Origin of the sequence: Sinorhizobium fredii NGR234 (assembly GCF_000018545.1) — a bacterium.
GTDB lineage: Bacteria > Pseudomonadota > Alphaproteobacteria > Rhizobiales > Rhizobiaceae > Sinorhizobium > Sinorhizobium fredii_A.
The window spans coordinates 1,988,630-2,004,083 of sequence record NC_012586.1 but is presented as its reverse complement, the minus strand read 5'-3'; the positions used below and the strand labels follow the sequence as shown (position 1 = coordinate 2,004,083).

Annotated in this window: 14 protein-coding genes; 8 read left to right on the top strand and 6 right to left on the bottom strand. The window is 59.5% G+C overall.

The window, feature by feature from the left end:
* Positions 1-167 precede the first annotated feature (167 nt).
* From NGR_RS09400 to glcF, 3 genes are read left to right on the top strand one after another with little or no spacing between them, the layout of a single operon-like run.
* Positions 168-1,625, top strand: coding sequence for an FAD-linked oxidase C-terminal domain-containing protein (locus NGR_RS09400; RefSeq protein WP_015888027.1), 1,458 nt, complete (start codon positions 168-170; stop codon positions 1,623-1,625).
* The gene (locus NGR_RS09395) at positions 1,616-2,779 is read left to right on the top strand and encodes an FAD-binding protein (protein ID WP_015888026.1); all 1,164 of its coding nucleotides are present in this window, start codon (positions 1,616-1,618) and stop codon (positions 2,777-2,779) included. Before NGR_RS09400 ends, NGR_RS09395 begins: the two co-directional genes overlap by 10 nt.
* 1 nt (position 2,780) lies before the next feature.
* Positions 2,781-4,079, top strand: a complete 1,299-nt coding sequence (gene glcF / locus NGR_RS09390) for a glycolate oxidase subunit GlcF (RefSeq protein WP_015888025.1) — start codon at positions 2,781-2,783, stop codon at positions 4,077-4,079.
* A 39-nt stretch (positions 4,080-4,118) separates the two neighbouring features.
* On the opposite strand, the gene bhcR is transcribed toward glcF, so the two are convergent.
* Positions 4,119-4,928, bottom strand: coding sequence for an HTH-type transcriptional regulator BhcR (gene bhcR / locus NGR_RS09385; protein WP_015888024.1), 810 nt, complete (start codon positions 4,926-4,928; stop codon positions 4,119-4,121).
* Between the two features lie 194 nt (positions 4,929-5,122).
* Between bhcR and bhcA the strand changes: the two genes are divergently transcribed.
* From bhcA to lipA, 5 genes are all read left to right on the top strand, one after another.
* A complete protein-coding gene (bhcA, locus tag NGR_RS09380; RefSeq protein WP_015888023.1) occupies positions 5,123-6,313 on the top strand; it encodes an L-aspartate--glyoxylate aminotransferase BhcA in 1,191 nt (396 codons plus the stop codon).
* Between the two features lie 12 nt (positions 6,314-6,325).
* On the top strand, positions 6,326-7,273 hold the full coding sequence (gene bhcB / locus NGR_RS09375; protein ID WP_164924116.1) for a beta-hydroxyaspartate dehydratase BhcB: 948 nt from the start codon (positions 6,326-6,328) through the stop codon (positions 7,271-7,273).
* A 15-nt stretch (positions 7,274-7,288) separates the two neighbouring features.
* Entirely contained in the window at positions 7,289-8,452 is a 1,164-nt protein-coding gene (gene bhcC, locus NGR_RS09370) for a 3-hydroxy-D-aspartate aldolase BhcC (RefSeq protein ID WP_015888021.1), read from the top strand.
* 44 nt (positions 8,453-8,496) lie between these two features.
* A complete protein-coding gene (bhcD, locus tag NGR_RS09365; RefSeq protein WP_164923979.1) occupies positions 8,497-9,462 on the top strand; it encodes an iminosuccinate reductase BhcD in 966 nt (321 codons plus the stop codon).
* A gap of 123 nt (positions 9,463-9,585) precedes the next feature.
* Entirely contained in the window at positions 9,586-10,551 is a 966-nt protein-coding gene (gene lipA, locus NGR_RS09360; protein WP_015888019.1) for a lipoyl synthase, read from the top strand.
* Positions 10,552-10,747: 196 nt separating this feature from the next.
* Here the strand turns inward: lipA and NGR_RS09355 are convergent, their stop codons facing one another.
* The 5 genes from NGR_RS09355 to NGR_RS09335 all read right to left on the bottom strand — a co-directional run bounded on the left by NGR_RS09355 (position 10,748) and on the right by NGR_RS09335 (position 15,452).
* The gene (locus tag NGR_RS09355) at positions 10,748-11,752 is read right to left on the bottom strand and encodes a glycosyltransferase family 2 protein (RefSeq protein ID WP_015888018.1); all 1,005 of its coding nucleotides are present in this window, start codon (positions 11,750-11,752) and stop codon (positions 10,748-10,750) included.
* 367 nt (positions 11,753-12,119) lie between these two features.
* Positions 12,120-12,704, bottom strand: a complete 585-nt coding sequence (locus NGR_RS09350) for a hypothetical protein (RefSeq protein WP_015888017.1) — start codon at positions 12,702-12,704, stop codon at positions 12,120-12,122.
* Complete coding sequence (locus NGR_RS09345) at positions 12,697-13,395, bottom strand: hypothetical protein (protein WP_015888016.1); 699 nt, start codon at positions 13,393-13,395, stop codon at positions 12,697-12,699. The genes NGR_RS09350 and NGR_RS09345 overlap by 8 nt, the downstream gene beginning before the upstream one ends.
* 18 nt (positions 13,396-13,413) lie before the next feature.
* The gene (locus NGR_RS09340; protein ID WP_015888015.1) at positions 13,414-14,409 is read right to left on the bottom strand and encodes a carbohydrate kinase family protein; all 996 of its coding nucleotides are present in this window, start codon (positions 14,407-14,409) and stop codon (positions 13,414-13,416) included.
* Positions 14,409-15,452: an ABC transporter ATP-binding protein gene (locus NGR_RS09335; RefSeq protein ID WP_015888014.1), complete on the bottom strand. Its 1,044-nt coding sequence runs from the start codon at positions 15,450-15,452 to the stop codon at positions 14,409-14,411. The genes NGR_RS09340 and NGR_RS09335 overlap by 1 nt, the downstream gene beginning before the upstream one ends.
* Positions 15,453-15,454: the final 2 nt, after the last annotated feature.

Genomic DNA, 15,454 nt, shown 5'->3' with positions numbered 1-15,454 from the left:
AAGCTCGCAACCCGCGCTGGCTGCGAGCTTGGCCCTGCAAGCGGCTTCGAGTGGCGCCGTTCTCGTGATCGCCAGGCTCTTTTCACAACGATGGCGCATTGCAACAAGCGGGCGAGGGGGCCTCAACCTCCGTGCTTCACCATTTCCGTCACGGAGGAGAACTCCTCATGTCATCCATAGCTATGCCCGAACCAAACGCCGATATCCTTGCGAGAGCACCGCATATCGTAGCGGCGCTTGAGGCTGCGCTACCGGCCGGTGCTGTCATCTCAAGCCCGGAGGAAACGCGTGCCTACGAATGCGACGCGCTGACAGCGTATCGTTGCCCGCCTCTTGCCGTCGTTCTGCCGCGCACAACCGAGGAAGTGGCGGTTGCCATGCGCATCTGCCATGTGTGGAGCGTACCCGTCGTGCCGCGTGGGGCAGGCACGTCGCTGGCCGGCGGCGCTCTGCCGACTGCTGACAGCGTGGTCATTGGCACCATGCGTTTGCGCGACACATTGGAGATCGACACCGCCAACCGTTTCATTCGTGTGCAGACGGGCGTCACGAATCTCTCGGTTAGCGCTGAATTGGAAGCCGAGGGCTTCTTCTACGCACCGGACCCCTCGTCACAGCTTGCTTGCACGATCGCAGGCAATATCGCGATGAATTCCGGTGGCGCGCACTGCCTCAAATACGGGGTCACGACGAACAATCTCTTGGGAGTCCGGATGGTCATGGCCACCGGCGACATCATTGAAATTGGCGGCCCCCTCCTGGGTACGCCAGGGTTAGACCTTCTTGGCCTGATTTGCGGATCGGAGGGTCAACTCGCCATTGTTACCGAAGCGACCCTCCGGATCGTCCCGAAGCCGGAAGGTGCGCGGCCAATGTTAATCGGGTTCGACAGCGCCGAAACGGCTGGCGAATGCGTGGCGCGCATCATCCGCTCGGGTCTGTTGCCGGTCGCGATCGAATATATGGACGACGTTTGCCTGCGTGCGGTCGAGGCCTTCGTCAAAGCGGGCTATCCGAATTGCGCAGCCGTACTGATTGTCGAGGTGGAAGGCTCCGAGGCGGAAATCGACCATCAAATCGAGCGCATCCGTTCGATCGCCGAGGAGCTTGATCCGGTCGAGTTCCGTAGCAGCCGAACTGCTGAGGAGTCCTTGGCGATCTGGAAGGGGCGTAAATCCGCGTTCGGGGCAATGGGCCGGCTCGGTGATTATCTGTGTCTCGATGGAACCGTGCCGGTCTCCAGGCTCCCCCACACGCTCAAGCGCATCGGTGAGCTATCAAAGGAGTATGGCCTGGAAGTCGCCAACGTTTTTCACGCCGGCGATGGCAATATGCACCCGTTGATCCTCTTCAATGCAAACGCGCCCGGCGAGCTTGAGCGGGCCGAAGCCTTCGGCGCGGACATTCTTCGGCTGTGCGTGGACGTTGGAGGCTGCCTCACCGGCGAGCATGGGGTCGGAATCGAAAAACGCGACCTCATGACCAAGCAATATACGGCCGAGGACATGGCCATTCAGATGGAAATCAAGGATGTCTTCGATCCCGGCTGGCTGCTTAATCCAGCCAAGGTTTTCCCACTCGAGCTTAGTCAGGCACATCGTGACGCGGCGGCGAGATGCCCATGAGAAGCAATGACAGCGAAACCGATCTCGCCGCGACAGTCATTTCCCCGACCAATGAAGCGGAATTGGCTGGCTTTATTGCCGAAAGCTATGCGCGAACCGCCCCCATGTGTGTCGTCGGTGGAGGCACCCGTCTCCAGCCCGGAACGGTTGCAGCTGCCCAGACCCTGACGTCACGATCGCTTAGTGGCATTGTGACCTATGAACCGGGCGCTCTAACGCTGATTGCGCGCTCTGGAACTCCCATGGAGGAAATCGAAGCAGCACTTGCGAGCGAGCAGCAGGCGTTCGCGTTCGAACCGATGGACCATAGAGTGGTGCTTCGCGTCACCGGCGCTCCAACGGTCGGCGGCATGGTTGCCGGCAATGTGTCGGGCCCGCGTCGTGTAAATGCCGGCGCCTGCAGGGATCATCTTCTTGGCGTGCGTTTCGTCGATGGCAGGGGCCGGATCATAAAAAACGGCGGGCGGGTAATGAAGAACGTCACCGGCCTCGACCTCAGTAAACTGCTCTGCGGTTCGCACGGGACGCTCGGTGTCTTGACGGAAGTGGCGTTGAAGACGTTGCCGGCTGCGGAAACCCAGCAGACGATCGCCTTCCACGGCATTTCCGTAGGAGATGCAACGGAGATTTTCGCGCGGGCACTCGCCACTCCCTACGAGGTTTCTGGCGCCGCCTTTCGCTCCGGCACTGCCTGGCTGAGGATCGAAGGGTTTTCGGCGCAAGTCGACTATCGTCGCGAACGGTTGTCCACCCTCTTTCGCGATCGAGAGCTTGAAATAGTGGGCGAGGCTGATAGCCGGAACCTCTGGCGAGGACTGCGCGATCTGCACCATTTCTCGGCCTCAAGTGAACCGCTTTGGCGCATTCTCGTCAAGCCGAGCGACGCTCCGGCGGTGGTTGCGGCGTTGCATGCACTCGGCGGGGAGGTGTCGCTGGACTGGGGTGGCGGATTGATTTGGTTTCAGGGCAGTGCCAGCGGATCTGCAGTTCGCCGCGCAGCTGGCATGGGGCAGGCAATGCTGCTGCGCCGCGGTGCGCTGTGCGACTGTGGCAGCTTCCCGCCCGAAGAGCCCGCTATTGCGCAGCTCTCAGCTGCGCTGCGCAGGACATTTGATCCCGCTGGCATTCTCAATCCCGGATTGATGGACAAATGAGATGCAGACAAACTTCACAGAGAGACAGCTTGCCGATCCGGCCACACAGCGTTCGAATGAAATTCTGCGGTCTTGCGTCCATTGCGGCTTCTGCACAGCGACTTGCCCGACTTACAAGGTGCTTGGCGACGAACTCGACAGTCCGCGCGGTCGTATCTATCTGATCAAGGACATGTTGGAAAACAACAAGGTCCCTGACGAAAGAACGGTAACGCATATCGACCGCTGCCTAAGTTGCCTGAGCTGCATGACGACCTGCCCCTCGGGCGTTCACTACATGCATCTGATCGATCATGCGCGTGAATATGTCGAAAAGACCTACAAACGCCGATGGGACGAAAGAGCTCTGCGATGGCTGTTGGCGAAAATTCTGCCATATCCACGCCGGTTTCGACTTGCGCTGATCGCCGCAAGGCTCGCGCGCCCTTTGAGAAAACTTCTCCCGGACGCCCGCCTGAGGGCCATGTTGGAGATGGCGCCCGATCGTATCCCACGGGCCAGCGAGAATGACAGGCCGCAAAAGTTCTCCGCGGTCGGCGCGCGGCGCAAACGCGTCGCTCTGCTCATAGGTTGTGCGCAGCGCGCCCTAAACAACGATATCAACGATGCCACGATTAGACTGCTACGCCGTCACGGCTGCGAGGTCGTAATTCCCAAGGGGATGGGCTGCTGCGGCGCCCTTACACACCACATGGGTAAGGTCCAAGAAAGCCATGCGATGGCCACGGCTAACATTCGCGCAATTCTTGGCGAACTCGATGGCGAAGGCCTTGATGCCGTGGTCATAAACACGTCAGGCTGCGGGACGACCGTGAAGGATTATGCCCATATGTTGCGAGACGATCCGATCGCTGATGATGCTGCTCGTGTCGCGGTTCTCGCCAAAGATGTCACCGAAGTCTTGGCCGACCTCGGTCTGAACGACCCGCTCCACGCCGATCCGCTGCGCGTGGCTTATCATGCCGCGTGTTCGCTCCAGCACGGCCAGCAGATCCGTTCTGCCCCGAAGGACCTGCTTCGGGCGGCAGGCTTCGAGGTCGTGGAGCCCCGCGACAGTCATATCTGCTGCGGATCCGCCGGGACGTATAATCTCATGCAGCCGGCGATATCGTCTGAACTCAAGGCTCGCAAATTAGCGGCGATCGACGGCACTCATCCTCAGGTGATCAGTGCCGGCAATATCGGCTGCATGATGCAGATAGGCTCCGGCACCCACATACCTGTCGTTCACACCGTCGAATTACTCGACTGGGCCACAGGTGGCCCGAAACCGCGGAGCATCGCCACCGTGCCACGGTGAACATGCAGGAAGACACCAGTGGGCATTGAAGGTTGCAGGCTATGGCGCTCCCAAACGCCGCGACACCATTTTCGCAGCATCCCGCACTCGTTCGCCGATTTGGTGCACTTGTCTGTCCGGCATTCTGTGGGTTGGGCCCGAGACGGAAATGCCCGCCACTGCTTCGCCATGCACGTTCAAGATCGGGGCTGCAACGCAACGCATTCCCTTGGTTCGCTCCTCATCATCGAGTGCATAGCCTCGGTCCCTTGTCACGCGAAGCTCGTCTTCCAGCTGGGCGAGCGACCGGACCGTGTTTTCAGTGAAGCGCTCAAGGGTGGTTTTCTTGAAAAGCGAAACGAGACGGTTGTCGTCATATGTGCTGAGCAGCGCCTTGCCGATTCCCGATGCGTGAAGGGGAGACAGGGTTCCGGGCGGAAAGAATGCCCTGATAGACTCATGGGTCTCGACCTGGCTGACGAAGAGGACATTGCCATCCTTCTCAATTCCGAGATTTGAGGTTTCTCCCGTCTCGAGCATCAGGTCCCGCATGATCGGGCGGCTGCGTTCAATAATGTTGGTTCGGCGAAGAAACGCGGAACCGAGCCGATAAGCTTCGGGGCCAATGTGCCAGACCTGTCGGTCGGGGCTGATCTCGACGAGCTCACGACGTTCGAGCGTGGAGAGTACGCGGTGCATTGTGGCTGGCGATTGACCGAGATGGGCGGCAAGCTCGGAGAGCGTCATCCCTTCGGGCAGCGCCAGCGCCTCAAGGACGTCCAGTGCACGGTCAAGGGATTGAATGACGCTTTGCGACTGTGGGCCATTAAACGATTTCGGACGGCCTCTCCGGCGATTGGCAACCTGCATTTCTCTCACCTGTGGAAAGCGCTCTCGGAAGTTCACCTTCGTGTGAAAAATCAAATTATACAATGAAAAAATCTATATCATTGGTTTCAAAGCACAAAATAGTAAATCGTGCATTTATGAAAAACACTTTCAAAAAAATTTACCGAAGTATGGAGGCGTGCTACCAATCCTCTAGGCTCTAGGAGGACGTCGAAATGCACCAGCAGAACCCGGTTTTCATTCCAGGTCCGACGAATATGCCCGAGGTCCTGCGGAAGGCCTCGGATATGCCAACCATCGACCATCGCTCCCCCATGTTCGGTGAGATTCTGCGTCCCGGTCTTGCGGGCGTGAAAAAGGTTCTGAAGTCCGAAGCTGCTTCGATCTTCGTCTTTCCAGCAACGGGAACGGGCGGATGGGAGACAGCCATCACAAACACCCTTAGTCCCGGCGACCGTGTGTTGGCGGCTCGGAACGGAATGTTCAGCCATCGTTGGATCGACATGTGCCAGCGACATGGCCTTAACGTCGAAATCATACTGGCGTCTTGGGGGAGTGGTGCTCCGGCGGACCGGTATGAGGAAATACTCGCCGCCGACAAAGCGCATGAGATCAAGGCCGTCCTCGTCACGCACAACGAAACCGCAACGGGCGTCAGGTCGGACATTGCGGCAGTTCGACGTGCCATTGATGCAGCTCGTCATCCCGCCATGCTGTTCGTCGACGGGGTAAGCTCGATCGCGTCCATGGACTTTCGTATGGACGAGTGGGGAGTCGATATTGCGGTCACAGGCTCGCAAAAAGGATTCATGCTGCCTGCCGGACTGGCGATCACTGCATTCTCGCCCAAGGCATTGGCTGCGCTCGAAACAGCGAAGCTCCCACGCACTTTCTTCGATGTCCGCGATATGTCGAAGAGCTATGAGAACAACGCCTATCCCTACACACCGGCGGTGGGACTCCTCAACGGCCTGAAGGTCTCGACGGAAATCCTGCTGGCGGAAGGGCTCGAAAACGTGTTCGCGCGGCACAAGCGTATAGCGTCCGGGGTTCGTGCTGCTGTTCGCGCATGGGGGCTGGAACTCTGTGCAACAAGCGAGGACCTTTACTCTGACACCGTCAGCGCAATTCGTACGCCTGAGGGGTTCGATGCAACGTCGGTCGTTACTCACGCGGCGAAGAAGTACGACGTCGCCTTCGGCGTCGGGTTGGGAGAGGTCGCCGGCAAGGTGTTCCGGATTGGACACCTCGGCAGCCTGACGGACGTGATGGCCCTTTTAGGCATCGCGACGGCCGAGATGGTCATGGCCGATCTTGGCCTCGCTATCAAGCTCGGGTCGGGGGTTGCCGCCGCTCAGGAATTTTATCGAAGCAGCCATGTTCCTGCAGGCCAGGGAGCCGCCTGAAAAGCCATGACAATGTATATCCCGACGCTTTCCGACGTGATTGACGCGCATGAACGGATCAAGCCGCATATTCATCGCACGCCAGTTCTCACCTCGAGCTTCATTAACTCGCTTGCAGGAGCGGAGCTCTATTTCAAGTGCGAGAATTTTCAGAAGGCCGGCGCCTTCAAGGCTCGTGGCGCGTCCAACGCAGTTTTTGGCCTGAGCGACAAACAGGCAGCGAAGGGCGTCGCCACTCACTCCTCGGGCAATCATGGAACCTGCCTTTCATACGCGGCGGGGCAGCGCGGAATACCTTGCACGGTCGTCATGCCCCGCACCGCGCCGCAAGCCAAAAAAGATGCTGTCCGCGGCTACGGTGGCAAGGTTGTTGAGTGTGAGCCATCAACGTCTTCCCGAGAAGCGGTCTTTGCAGAAGTGGTCGCTGAGAGTGGCGCGGAATTCGTGCATCCCTACAACGATCCCCGTGTCATCGCCGGTCAGGCAACCTGCTCGAAAGAACTGATTGAGCAGGTGGACGGTCTAGACGCCGTGATCGCGCCCATTGGCGGCGGCGGTATGGTGTCGGGCACCTGCCTCGCACTGTCCAATCTGGCATCGCATATCGCCATCTACGCGGCCGAGCCGGAGCAGGCGGACGACGCATACCGGAGTTTCAAAGCAGGGCACATCATCGCCGACGACGCGCCGGACACTGTTGCCGACGGGCTAAAAGTGCCTCTCAAGGATCTGACGTGGCACTTCGTCAAAAACCACGTCACCGACATCCTCACGGCCTCGGAGGAAGAGATCATCGACGCGATGAAGCTCATCTGGAAACGGATGAAAATCGTGATGGAGCCTTCCAGCGCCGTGCCGCTGGCGACCATCCTGAAGAACAAGGATCTGTTTGCCGGCAAGCGCGTCGGCGTCATCGTCACGGGCGGCAACGTCGACCTAGACAAATTGCCTTGGCAATAAGGGAGAGAAAGAGAGATGAACATGGAAACGAAGTTTGAGGGCATGGAAGTCGGCTACGACGTACCGGCTCTTCCCGGAATGAGTATTGATGAAATCCAGACGCCGTGCCTGATCCTTGATCTCGATGCTCTCGAACGCAACATCCGAAAAATGGGCGACTATGCCAAGGCGCACAACATGCGCCACAGGGCACACGGCAAGATGCACAAATCGGTCGACGTTCTTAGACTCCAGCAAGAACTGGGCGGTGCGATTGGTGTGTGCTGCCAGAAGGTATCCGAGGCAGAAGTATTTGTGCGCGGGGGCATCAAGGATGTGCTGGTTTCGAACCAGGTCCGCGATCCGCTGAAGATCGATCGTCTCGCTCGCCTCGCCAAGCAGGACGCACGGATCATCGTTTGTGTCGACGACCTGGCCAATGTTGCCGAGCTGTCTGCCGCAACGCAGAAGCATGGAGCAACGCTCGAGTGCTTTGTCGAGATCGATTGTGGTGCCGGACGCTGCGGCGTGACCAGTATCTCGGCGGTTGTGGCGCTTGCCGACGCGGTCAATGGTGCACCGGGTCTCACGTTCGCAGGCATTCAGGCCTATCAAGGCGCCATGCAGCACATCGACAAGTACGAAGACCGCAAGGCCAAGCTCGACATCGCAATTGCACAGGTCAAGGAAGCGATCGAGGCCTTGAAGGCTGAAGGCTTGGAGCCGGAACTGGTGAGCGGAGGCGGCACCGGCAGCTACTATTTCGAGAGCCATTCCGGCGTTTACAACGAACTGCAATGCGGCAGCTACGCGTTCATGGATGCCGATTATGGCCGCATCCTCGACAAGGCTGGCACCAGGATTGACAAGGGCGAATGGGAAAACGCGCTGTTCATCCTCACCAGCGTCATGAGCCACGCCAAGCCGGGCAAAGCCGTTTGCGACGCGGGATTGAAGTCCCAGTCCGTCGATTCTGGGCTGCCGTTTGTCTACGGTCGCGATGACGTCAAATACGTGAAATGCACGGATGAACACGGCGTCATCGAGGATCCTAACGGTGTCCTGAAGATCAATGAGAAGCTTCGTTTGGTTCCCGGCCACTGTGACCCGACCTGCAATGTGCACGACTGGTATGTGGGTGTGCGTAACGGCAAGGTTGAAACGCTGTGGCCTGTCTCGGCTCGGGGCAAGGCGTACTAACCAAAGAGGGGCACCGCCCCTCTTGTAACCAATCGGAAGGTAAAATGATCATCGTTCCCGAGAGCCAAATTCCCGCGCTGGTTACGTCGGCTGATTGCTTTGTTGCAGTCGAAGACGTCTTCGCCTCCATGTCGAAGCAGTCGGCGTACAATTTTCCCGTCATCCGCGAGGCAATTGGTCACGCCGACGCGCTCTATGGCTTCAAGTCGGGATTCGACCGCGAGAGTCTGGCCCTCGGTCTTAAATCAGGGGGGTTCTGGCCCAACAACATTCACAAAGGGTTGGCGAACCATCAATCGACAGTCTTCCTGTTTGACGCCGATACCGGCAAGTGCCGCGCTATTGTTGGCGGCAATCTGCTCACCGCGCTTCGGACGGCGGCAGCCTCGGCTGTTTCGATCAAGTACCTTGCCCGTCAGGACGCGAAGGTGCTTGGGATGATAGGCGCAGGTCACCAGTCGACGTACCAGTTGCGCGCCGCGGTGGAGCAGAGGCCTTTTGAGAAAGTCCTCGCGTGGAATTTTCACCCCGAGATGCTGAGCCGCCTCGAAGACGTCGCGAAGGAACTGGAACTTCCTTTCGAGACCGTCGATCTCGATCGTCTGGGTGCTGAAGCGGACGTCATCATCTCGATCACCTCGTCGTTCGCCCCAATTCTCAAGGCCTCCCAAGTTCGTCCCGGCACGCATCTCGCGTGCATGGGGACCGACACGAAAGGCAAACAGGAGATGGATGCTGACTTGGTCGCTGGAGCGACGGTGTTCGCCGACGAAGTCGCTCAAGCCGTCACAATCGGTGAATGCCAACATGCCTTTGAGAAGGGGCTAATCACCCGGGACGACATCATCGAGCTCGGTGCCGTCATCACGGGGCGCCATCCAGGCCGTTCTTCGCCAGAAGAGATAACACTGTTTGATGGAACAGGGGTCGCCCTGCAGGATCTAGCGGTGGCATCAGCTGCGGTCGAGCTCGCCCTCTCAAGAGGGACGGCGATCGAGGTGGATTTCTAGGCCATCCTGTCGCACTCTGAACGCAATCAGAGTTGTTCGGTCGGCGGACAAATAGGGCAGAGGCACCCGTGCTTTAAAGCTTCGGGCCTTGGAGCGACCGCTCGACGCAATGAAGGAAGACAGATGGTAACGGTTTTCGATGCGGTCTCGGATCGGGCTCAACGCGTTCGACACCCGGAAAAGGCCCACAGGCCGGACACGGAAGTGCTGCGCAAACCGGACTGGATCCGCGTCAAGGCGCCGACCTCGAAGGGCTACCAGGAGACCCGGTCGATCGTGAAGAGCAACAAGCTCGTCACCGTCTGCGAGGAGGCCGGCTGCCCGAACATCGGCGAATGTTGGGACAAGAAGCACGCCACCTTCATGATCATGGGCGAGATCTGTACGCGGGCCTGCGCCTTCTGCAATGTGGCGACCGGCAAGCCGAACGCGCTCGACCTCGAAGAGCCCGAAAACGTCGCCAAGGCGGTCAAGCAGATGGGGCTCAGCCACGTCGTCATCACCTCGGTCGACCGTGACGACCTCGAGGACGGTGGCGCCGAGCACTTCGAGAAGGTCATCTGGGCGATCCGCGAGGCCTCGCCGACGACCACCATCGAGATCCTGACGCCGGACTTCCTGAAGAAGCCGGGCGCGCTGGAGCGCGTCGTCGCCGCCAAGCCGGACGTCTTCAACCACAATCTCGAAACCGTGCCGGGCAACTACCTCACGGTTCGTCCGGGGGCGCGCTACTTCCACTCCGTCCGCCTGCTGCAGCGGGTCAAGGAACTCGATCCGACGATGTTCACCAAGTCCGGCATCATGGTCGGCCTCGGCGAGGAGCGGAACGAGGTGCTGCAGCTGATGGACGACCTGCGCACCGCCGACGTCGACTTCCTGACCATCGGCCAGTACCTGCAGCCGACCCGCAAGCACCACAAGGTCGAGAACTTCGTGACGCCCGAGGAGTTCAAGTCCTACGAGACCGTCGCCTATACCAAGGGCTTCCTGATGGTCGCATCGAGCCCGCTGACCCGTTCGTCGCACCATGCCGGCGACGGTTTCGCCCGGCTGAGGGCGGCACGTGAGAAGAAGCTGTTGGCTGTATAGTTAGTTAGGAGCCTCGGCTGACGGCTTCCCGATTGGTCATGAGGAGGACGCGCGATGCACGCCCTCGTCCCAATCGGGATTTACCGACCCCGAGTTCGGCAAGTCGGCGATTTGTTTCATCCGCGCCAGCAGGCAACATGCGGCAGTGCTTTTCCTTCGGTGCGGTATTCGAACATAAACTCTGCGTTCACTTGAACTATTCTCGAAGCAGGTAGCGAATCTCTCCGGTGCCGCCGAGGGCGACCGGCGCCGGCGACCGTGGTTGCCGAAAGCGCTCGGCCTTGTCGGCCAGGATACCGCCGACGATCGCCGGCAGGGCGGCAGGATGCTTCATGGCATAGCCGATTGCGCTCCTGAAGCCGCCCTGGTTCTTGAGGTCGAGAAAATGCCGCAGTTCATAGCGGTCCCGCACATGGCGTTCGTGCCGACGCAGCGAGGCCTCGGCGTCGTCCCCAAGCGGGGCCTCAGCAATCATTGCCCGGTCGGCCTCGTACAGACGCTTTAAGTCGATCGTGCGGTGGCTGCCGCTGAGCGAGCTGCCGCGCACGACCGCAGCGTAGCCGCAGCTTTTGATGATCTTGTAGCGCGCGTCTCGTGCGAGCGCTCGTGCATAAAGGTTGTAGTCTTCGCCGAGGCGCAGCGTCTCATCGTAACGAAGCCCGTGTTGGTCGAGAAAGGCGCGTCGGATAATAGGTTTCAGGAAGCCGATTTCCCCGCGGCGGGCGCCGCGCCGCGAAATGTTTCCTTCGATGAAACCGACAAGATCAATGAGGCGTGGACTCGGCGCGAACTGCTCGAGCTTGCCACCGGCGCTCGCTACTTGGGCGGCATCGATGAAGGCGATGTTGTCAGCAATCAAGTCCCAACCATCGTGAGAAAGCAGTTGCCGCAGTCGGCCGGGAAAAAAGAAGTCGTCCGCGTCCAGCACGGCGAGAAGCGGGGATTGCGAGATTGAAATCGCATGATTGCGCGCTGCAGAGGGCCCGCGGTTCACTTCGAAGCGGGTAACATTAAGTCGATCGGTCCCATCATCCGCGGCGCGGGCAACGGCCGCGGTATCATCGGTCGAACCGTCATCAATGACGATAACTTCTGCTGTTTCGGGCTCGGCAAGCGCAGATGCTATGGCTCTCGCAATTGTATCGGCGGCATTCTTTGCTGCGATGATGATGCATATGTTTGGCGACACGGCTGCGGTCAAAAGGGGCCTCCAGGGTCATCGGTGGTCGGCCCGAAGCCGGCGATTCTATGCAAGGGGTCGTGCAACGATTTGCTGCAACAAGGCTCGCGCATTGAGCAGAGCGGCGGGTGCCGAGAAATATGCCATGCGATCATGTCGCAAACACGTCGAACGGCAAATATCTTAGCGGGTAGCTTCGTCACGACTCCCTGGCTCTAAAAGCCGCGATTTTGTGATTGGGTCCGGCCGTGCGCATGCCGGTCGCCCGCGCCGCGGGGCTTGCACGTCGCGTCATTCTGATTGCGAACGAAATCTCCGGGGCGCTCTGGAGCCGAGCGGTCAGGCGCCCCATAGGCGGGGAGGGGCGAAATTCGGAGGGCTCCTTAGATCAGGTGCGGCGATAACGAGCGCTGAAGTTACCGGGCATCGACCAGTTCGGCTCGTTGCCCAAGACCTTCTGGAAGAATCCCGCCGCATAGCTCGTATCCTCGTTGGCGTTCTCCCGGAAAGACCACCAGCTGCGCAGGTCGTCGACCATCTGGTCAATTTCGACTTTCGCGTGGAACTCTTGGTCCATCGTTGCGGCGAACACCGTTAGGCAGAACGTCGTGGCGACATAGCCTTCGGGCCAGAACTCGGGGGCGGACCCTTGAACTACCTGTTGTGGAGACTTCGTCGTCCTTAACGGCATCTCAGCGATGAGTTCGCGTAGCATGAGCGACGGCGCAAATTCGAAGAACTCGCGGCGCTCTGTTTTATTCGCCGGCCGCTGTTGCTCGATGTTTTTCAGCCAACGGACAAAGGCGCGCGCAAGTTTCAGTTCGTCGATCTGAAAGCGATGCCCTATAAGTTCGCCGCACAATGCTGCGTGCGCCTCGAATGCCGTTCTAAACCAGTGAAGCTGTCTGGCAGCGATGCGGAGAGGCTTGTTCGTCGGCGGCAAATGCGAAATCAATTGGCAAAGATCAAACATGGGCCGCGTACCTCGCAAAGAGCGAAGACAGCACCGCGCCGTCCTGCGTCCGGCAGGCTTGCGCAATCTCATCCTGAAGCGCGGTTGCTAGATTGGTCGCCGCTTGGATCATCTTCGCGTAGTCTTCGTTGTCGCGGTCCGAAAGCAGATACAGCAAGACGGAAAAGACGGCGACCTGCGCGACGGTTTCCTTCGAGACGGGTGAATGGGCGTCTAGATAATCGATCCTGACAGGCTCCTCACGGAGAAGCTGGAGGGTGAGTTGCGCTGCGAAATGCTCAGGCGCATCGCACGACATTACCTGGGCAAAGGCCTTCCGGCCGGCGCTCTGGCTAACCAGTGCCCTGCTGGCGCCCAACTGGCTTAAGACGATTTTCATCGTCTCGTAGAATACAGCGGAAAATTCTTCTGATAGTCCGCCGGGGGCCACCATGTCCTGGAGCTTGTGGGATCCAAGCGTCACCTCGCCGAAAACCGTGTGCACTACGCTGCTTACGATCTGGTCCACATTGCGGGCGAGCAGCCCCATTTCCCGAATCGCTGTCAACGCTATCCTGGAAGCTGGGGGAGGAAGCTTCGTCGGCGCCGTCGCCTGCACAGCGTCACATCCCCTCCTGAATACATACCGCAAGCCGCGCAGCGCGTCCTTCAGTTGCGCTGCGTCTGGAGCGAATTGTGGCCGCATGCCCATGACTTACCCCCCATGACATTATTGCATCGCGTTAGCTACGTCGGCTGCCGCCAACATAGCTCCTCCGCGTTTCGGTGTGGACTCTATAAATCGTCGCGTCGCATCGTAACTTACAACGCCCGCCTGGCTTCCCAAACCGGTCGCGTTCAGTGCCGAAGACGCTTGGCCGAGCTCGACGGCATAGTAGGGAGAAAGCCCTTTGACGAGGCCAGCGGCAAATCCGCCATTGAAGCAATCTCCACATCCGCACGTACATTTCACCTCAACCTGAAAGGCTGGAGAATGGAGCTCCAAGCCCGTCTGGTCGAGATAATAGGCCCCATCGGCACCAAGCGTCAGGATGACGCATCCGGCTCCCCTGCTCAGCAGGAAGTGGGCAAGGTCGCGGTTTTCCGTCAATCCGGATAGCGCCTTTGCCTCCTCTTCGGACGGAAGGAAATAGTCGGTATAGGGAAGGAGGGCCTCAACCTTCGGCAGGTCTTCCGGCGTCGAAGCGAAAACGTCAAGAGTGGTGACCACGCCCCGGCGACGCGCCTCGGACATCAGTTCCGCCGTCCGGCCGGTGTCATCCATGCGGTTCATGAGGCCAACGCCGCCGATGTGCAGGATTTTTGTGTCCAGCAATCCATCGATGTCCGAGTCTGATACGTAGAATGCGTCCGTGGCGCCCCGTTTGTGCAGGGCCGGTCGCGTGCCGTCCGGACGCGTGGTAACGATCGAGGAAGAGGTCGAGAAGCCCTCGCAGCGCTGCATCATACGTATGTCCACGCCGTATGATTTGAGCTTGTTGCGGACCCAATCTCCCATGTCGTCGTAACCGACACCTCCGACCGCCTGAACGCGCAGGCCGTATTTGGCTGCGACGATGGCGGCTGACCCGGCCGCGCCTGAGACCGCGAGTGTATAGTCCTCCACGAAGCATGTCTGGCCCCCTGGCGGTATCTCGGTGACGGGCCGGCAGAGAGCGTCGAAGGTGTAGAAGCCGACGCAGCTGAGATCGAATGTCGTCGACATCAGTTCACCCCCACGCGAGAGTCGTCTTCGCCGAAGAAGTAGAGGCGGCTAGTGTCGAAACCCACCGCTATGGCGCTGTCGATTGCGGCGCGGAATTCACGCCCCGCCTTGATCTCGATGTTCTTGTTCGCTGTGCGCACCGTGAGGTAGGTGATGTCGCCCGTCGGCTCCACCCCGTAGACCTGCCCCTGAAGGTGGTCTCCTCCAACCTGACAGTCCTCCGGACGGATGCCAAGCGTGATGTTTCCGGAGAGACTTGCAGGGCAGGGAACCTTAACGCCCGCGGCTGAGAAGGTGCCGTTCTGTGCCGTGCCGGCGATGAGATTCATCGGCGGCGAACCGATAAAGCCCGCCACGAAGGTGTTGGCCGGGTTCGAGTAGATGTCGTCCGGCGTCCCGATCTGCTGAATGACGCCTTTGTTCATGATAACGATGCGATCAGCCAGCGTCATCGCCTCGATCTGGTCGTGGGTGACGTAGACTGTGGTCACCTTCAGTTCCCGCTGCATATGCTTGATCTGGACGCGCATGCTGGCGCGCAGCTTCGCGTCCAGATTGGACAGGGGCTCGTCCATTAGGAACACCTGCGGCTGGCGTACGATCGCACGCGCGAGCGCCGCGCGCTGCCGTTGTCCTCCGGAAAGCGCGCCGGGCTTGCGATCAAGGAAAGGACCCAGTTCGACCATTTCCGCCGCGCGGCGGATGAGGTCGTCGTGCTTTGCCTTCGGCACCTGACGCATCCTCAACGGGAAGCGGATGTTCTCGTAGATCGACATGTTCGGATAAAGGGCATATCCCTGAAAGACCATGGCTACGTCCCGATCGCGGGCGTCGATGTCGTTCATCAGCGCACCGCCGATCCGAATCTCGCCCTCCGTCGGGTGTTCAAGTCCCGCAATCATCCGCATGGTCGTCGTTTTTCCGCAACCGGATGGGCCCAGAAGTACCAGGAACTCTTCATCGACAACGTCGAGGTTCATGTCCTGTACGCCGACGAACGAGCCGAAGCTCTTGACGACGTTGTTGAGTAGAATAGAAGCCATGG

Coding starts and splice junctions, on each gene's coding strand:
- bhcA (WP_015888023.1), top strand. CDS start 5,123: ATGCACCAGCAGAACCCGGTTTTCATTCCAGGTCCGACGAATATGCCC.
- bhcD (WP_164923979.1), top strand. CDS start 8,497: ATGATCATCGTTCCCGAGAGCCAAATTCCCGCGCTGGTTACGTCGGCT.
- lipA (WP_015888019.1), top strand. CDS start 9,586: ATGGTAACGGTTTTCGATGCGGTCTCGGATCGGGCTCAACGCGTTCGA.
- NGR_RS09400 (WP_015888027.1), top strand. CDS start 168: ATGTCATCCATAGCTATGCCCGAACCAAACGCCGATATCCTTGCGAGA.
- NGR_RS09395 (WP_015888026.1), top strand. CDS start 1,616: ATGCCCATGAGAAGCAATGACAGCGAAACCGATCTCGCCGCGACAGTC.
- glcF (WP_015888025.1), top strand. CDS start 2,781: ATGCAGACAAACTTCACAGAGAGACAGCTTGCCGATCCGGCCACACAG.
- NGR_RS09335 (WP_015888014.1), bottom strand. CDS start 15,452: ATGGCTTCTATTCTACTCAACAACGTCGTCAAGAGCTTCGGCTCGTTC.
- bhcC (WP_015888021.1), top strand. CDS start 7,289: ATGAACATGGAAACGAAGTTTGAGGGCATGGAAGTCGGCTACGACGTA.
- NGR_RS09350 (WP_015888017.1), bottom strand. CDS start 12,704: ATGTTTGATCTTTGCCAATTGATTTCGCATTTGCCGCCGACGAACAAG.
- NGR_RS09345 (WP_015888016.1), bottom strand. CDS start 13,395: ATGGGCATGCGGCCACAATTCGCTCCAGACGCAGCGCAACTGAAGGAC.
- NGR_RS09340 (WP_015888015.1), bottom strand. CDS start 14,409: ATGTCGACGACATTCGATCTCAGCTGCGTCGGCTTCTACACCTTCGAC.
- bhcB (WP_164924116.1), top strand. CDS start 6,326: ATGTATATCCCGACGCTTTCCGACGTGATTGACGCGCATGAACGGATC.
- bhcR (WP_015888024.1), bottom strand. CDS start 4,928: ATGCAGGTTGCCAATCGCCGGAGAGGCCGTCCGAAATCGTTTAATGGC.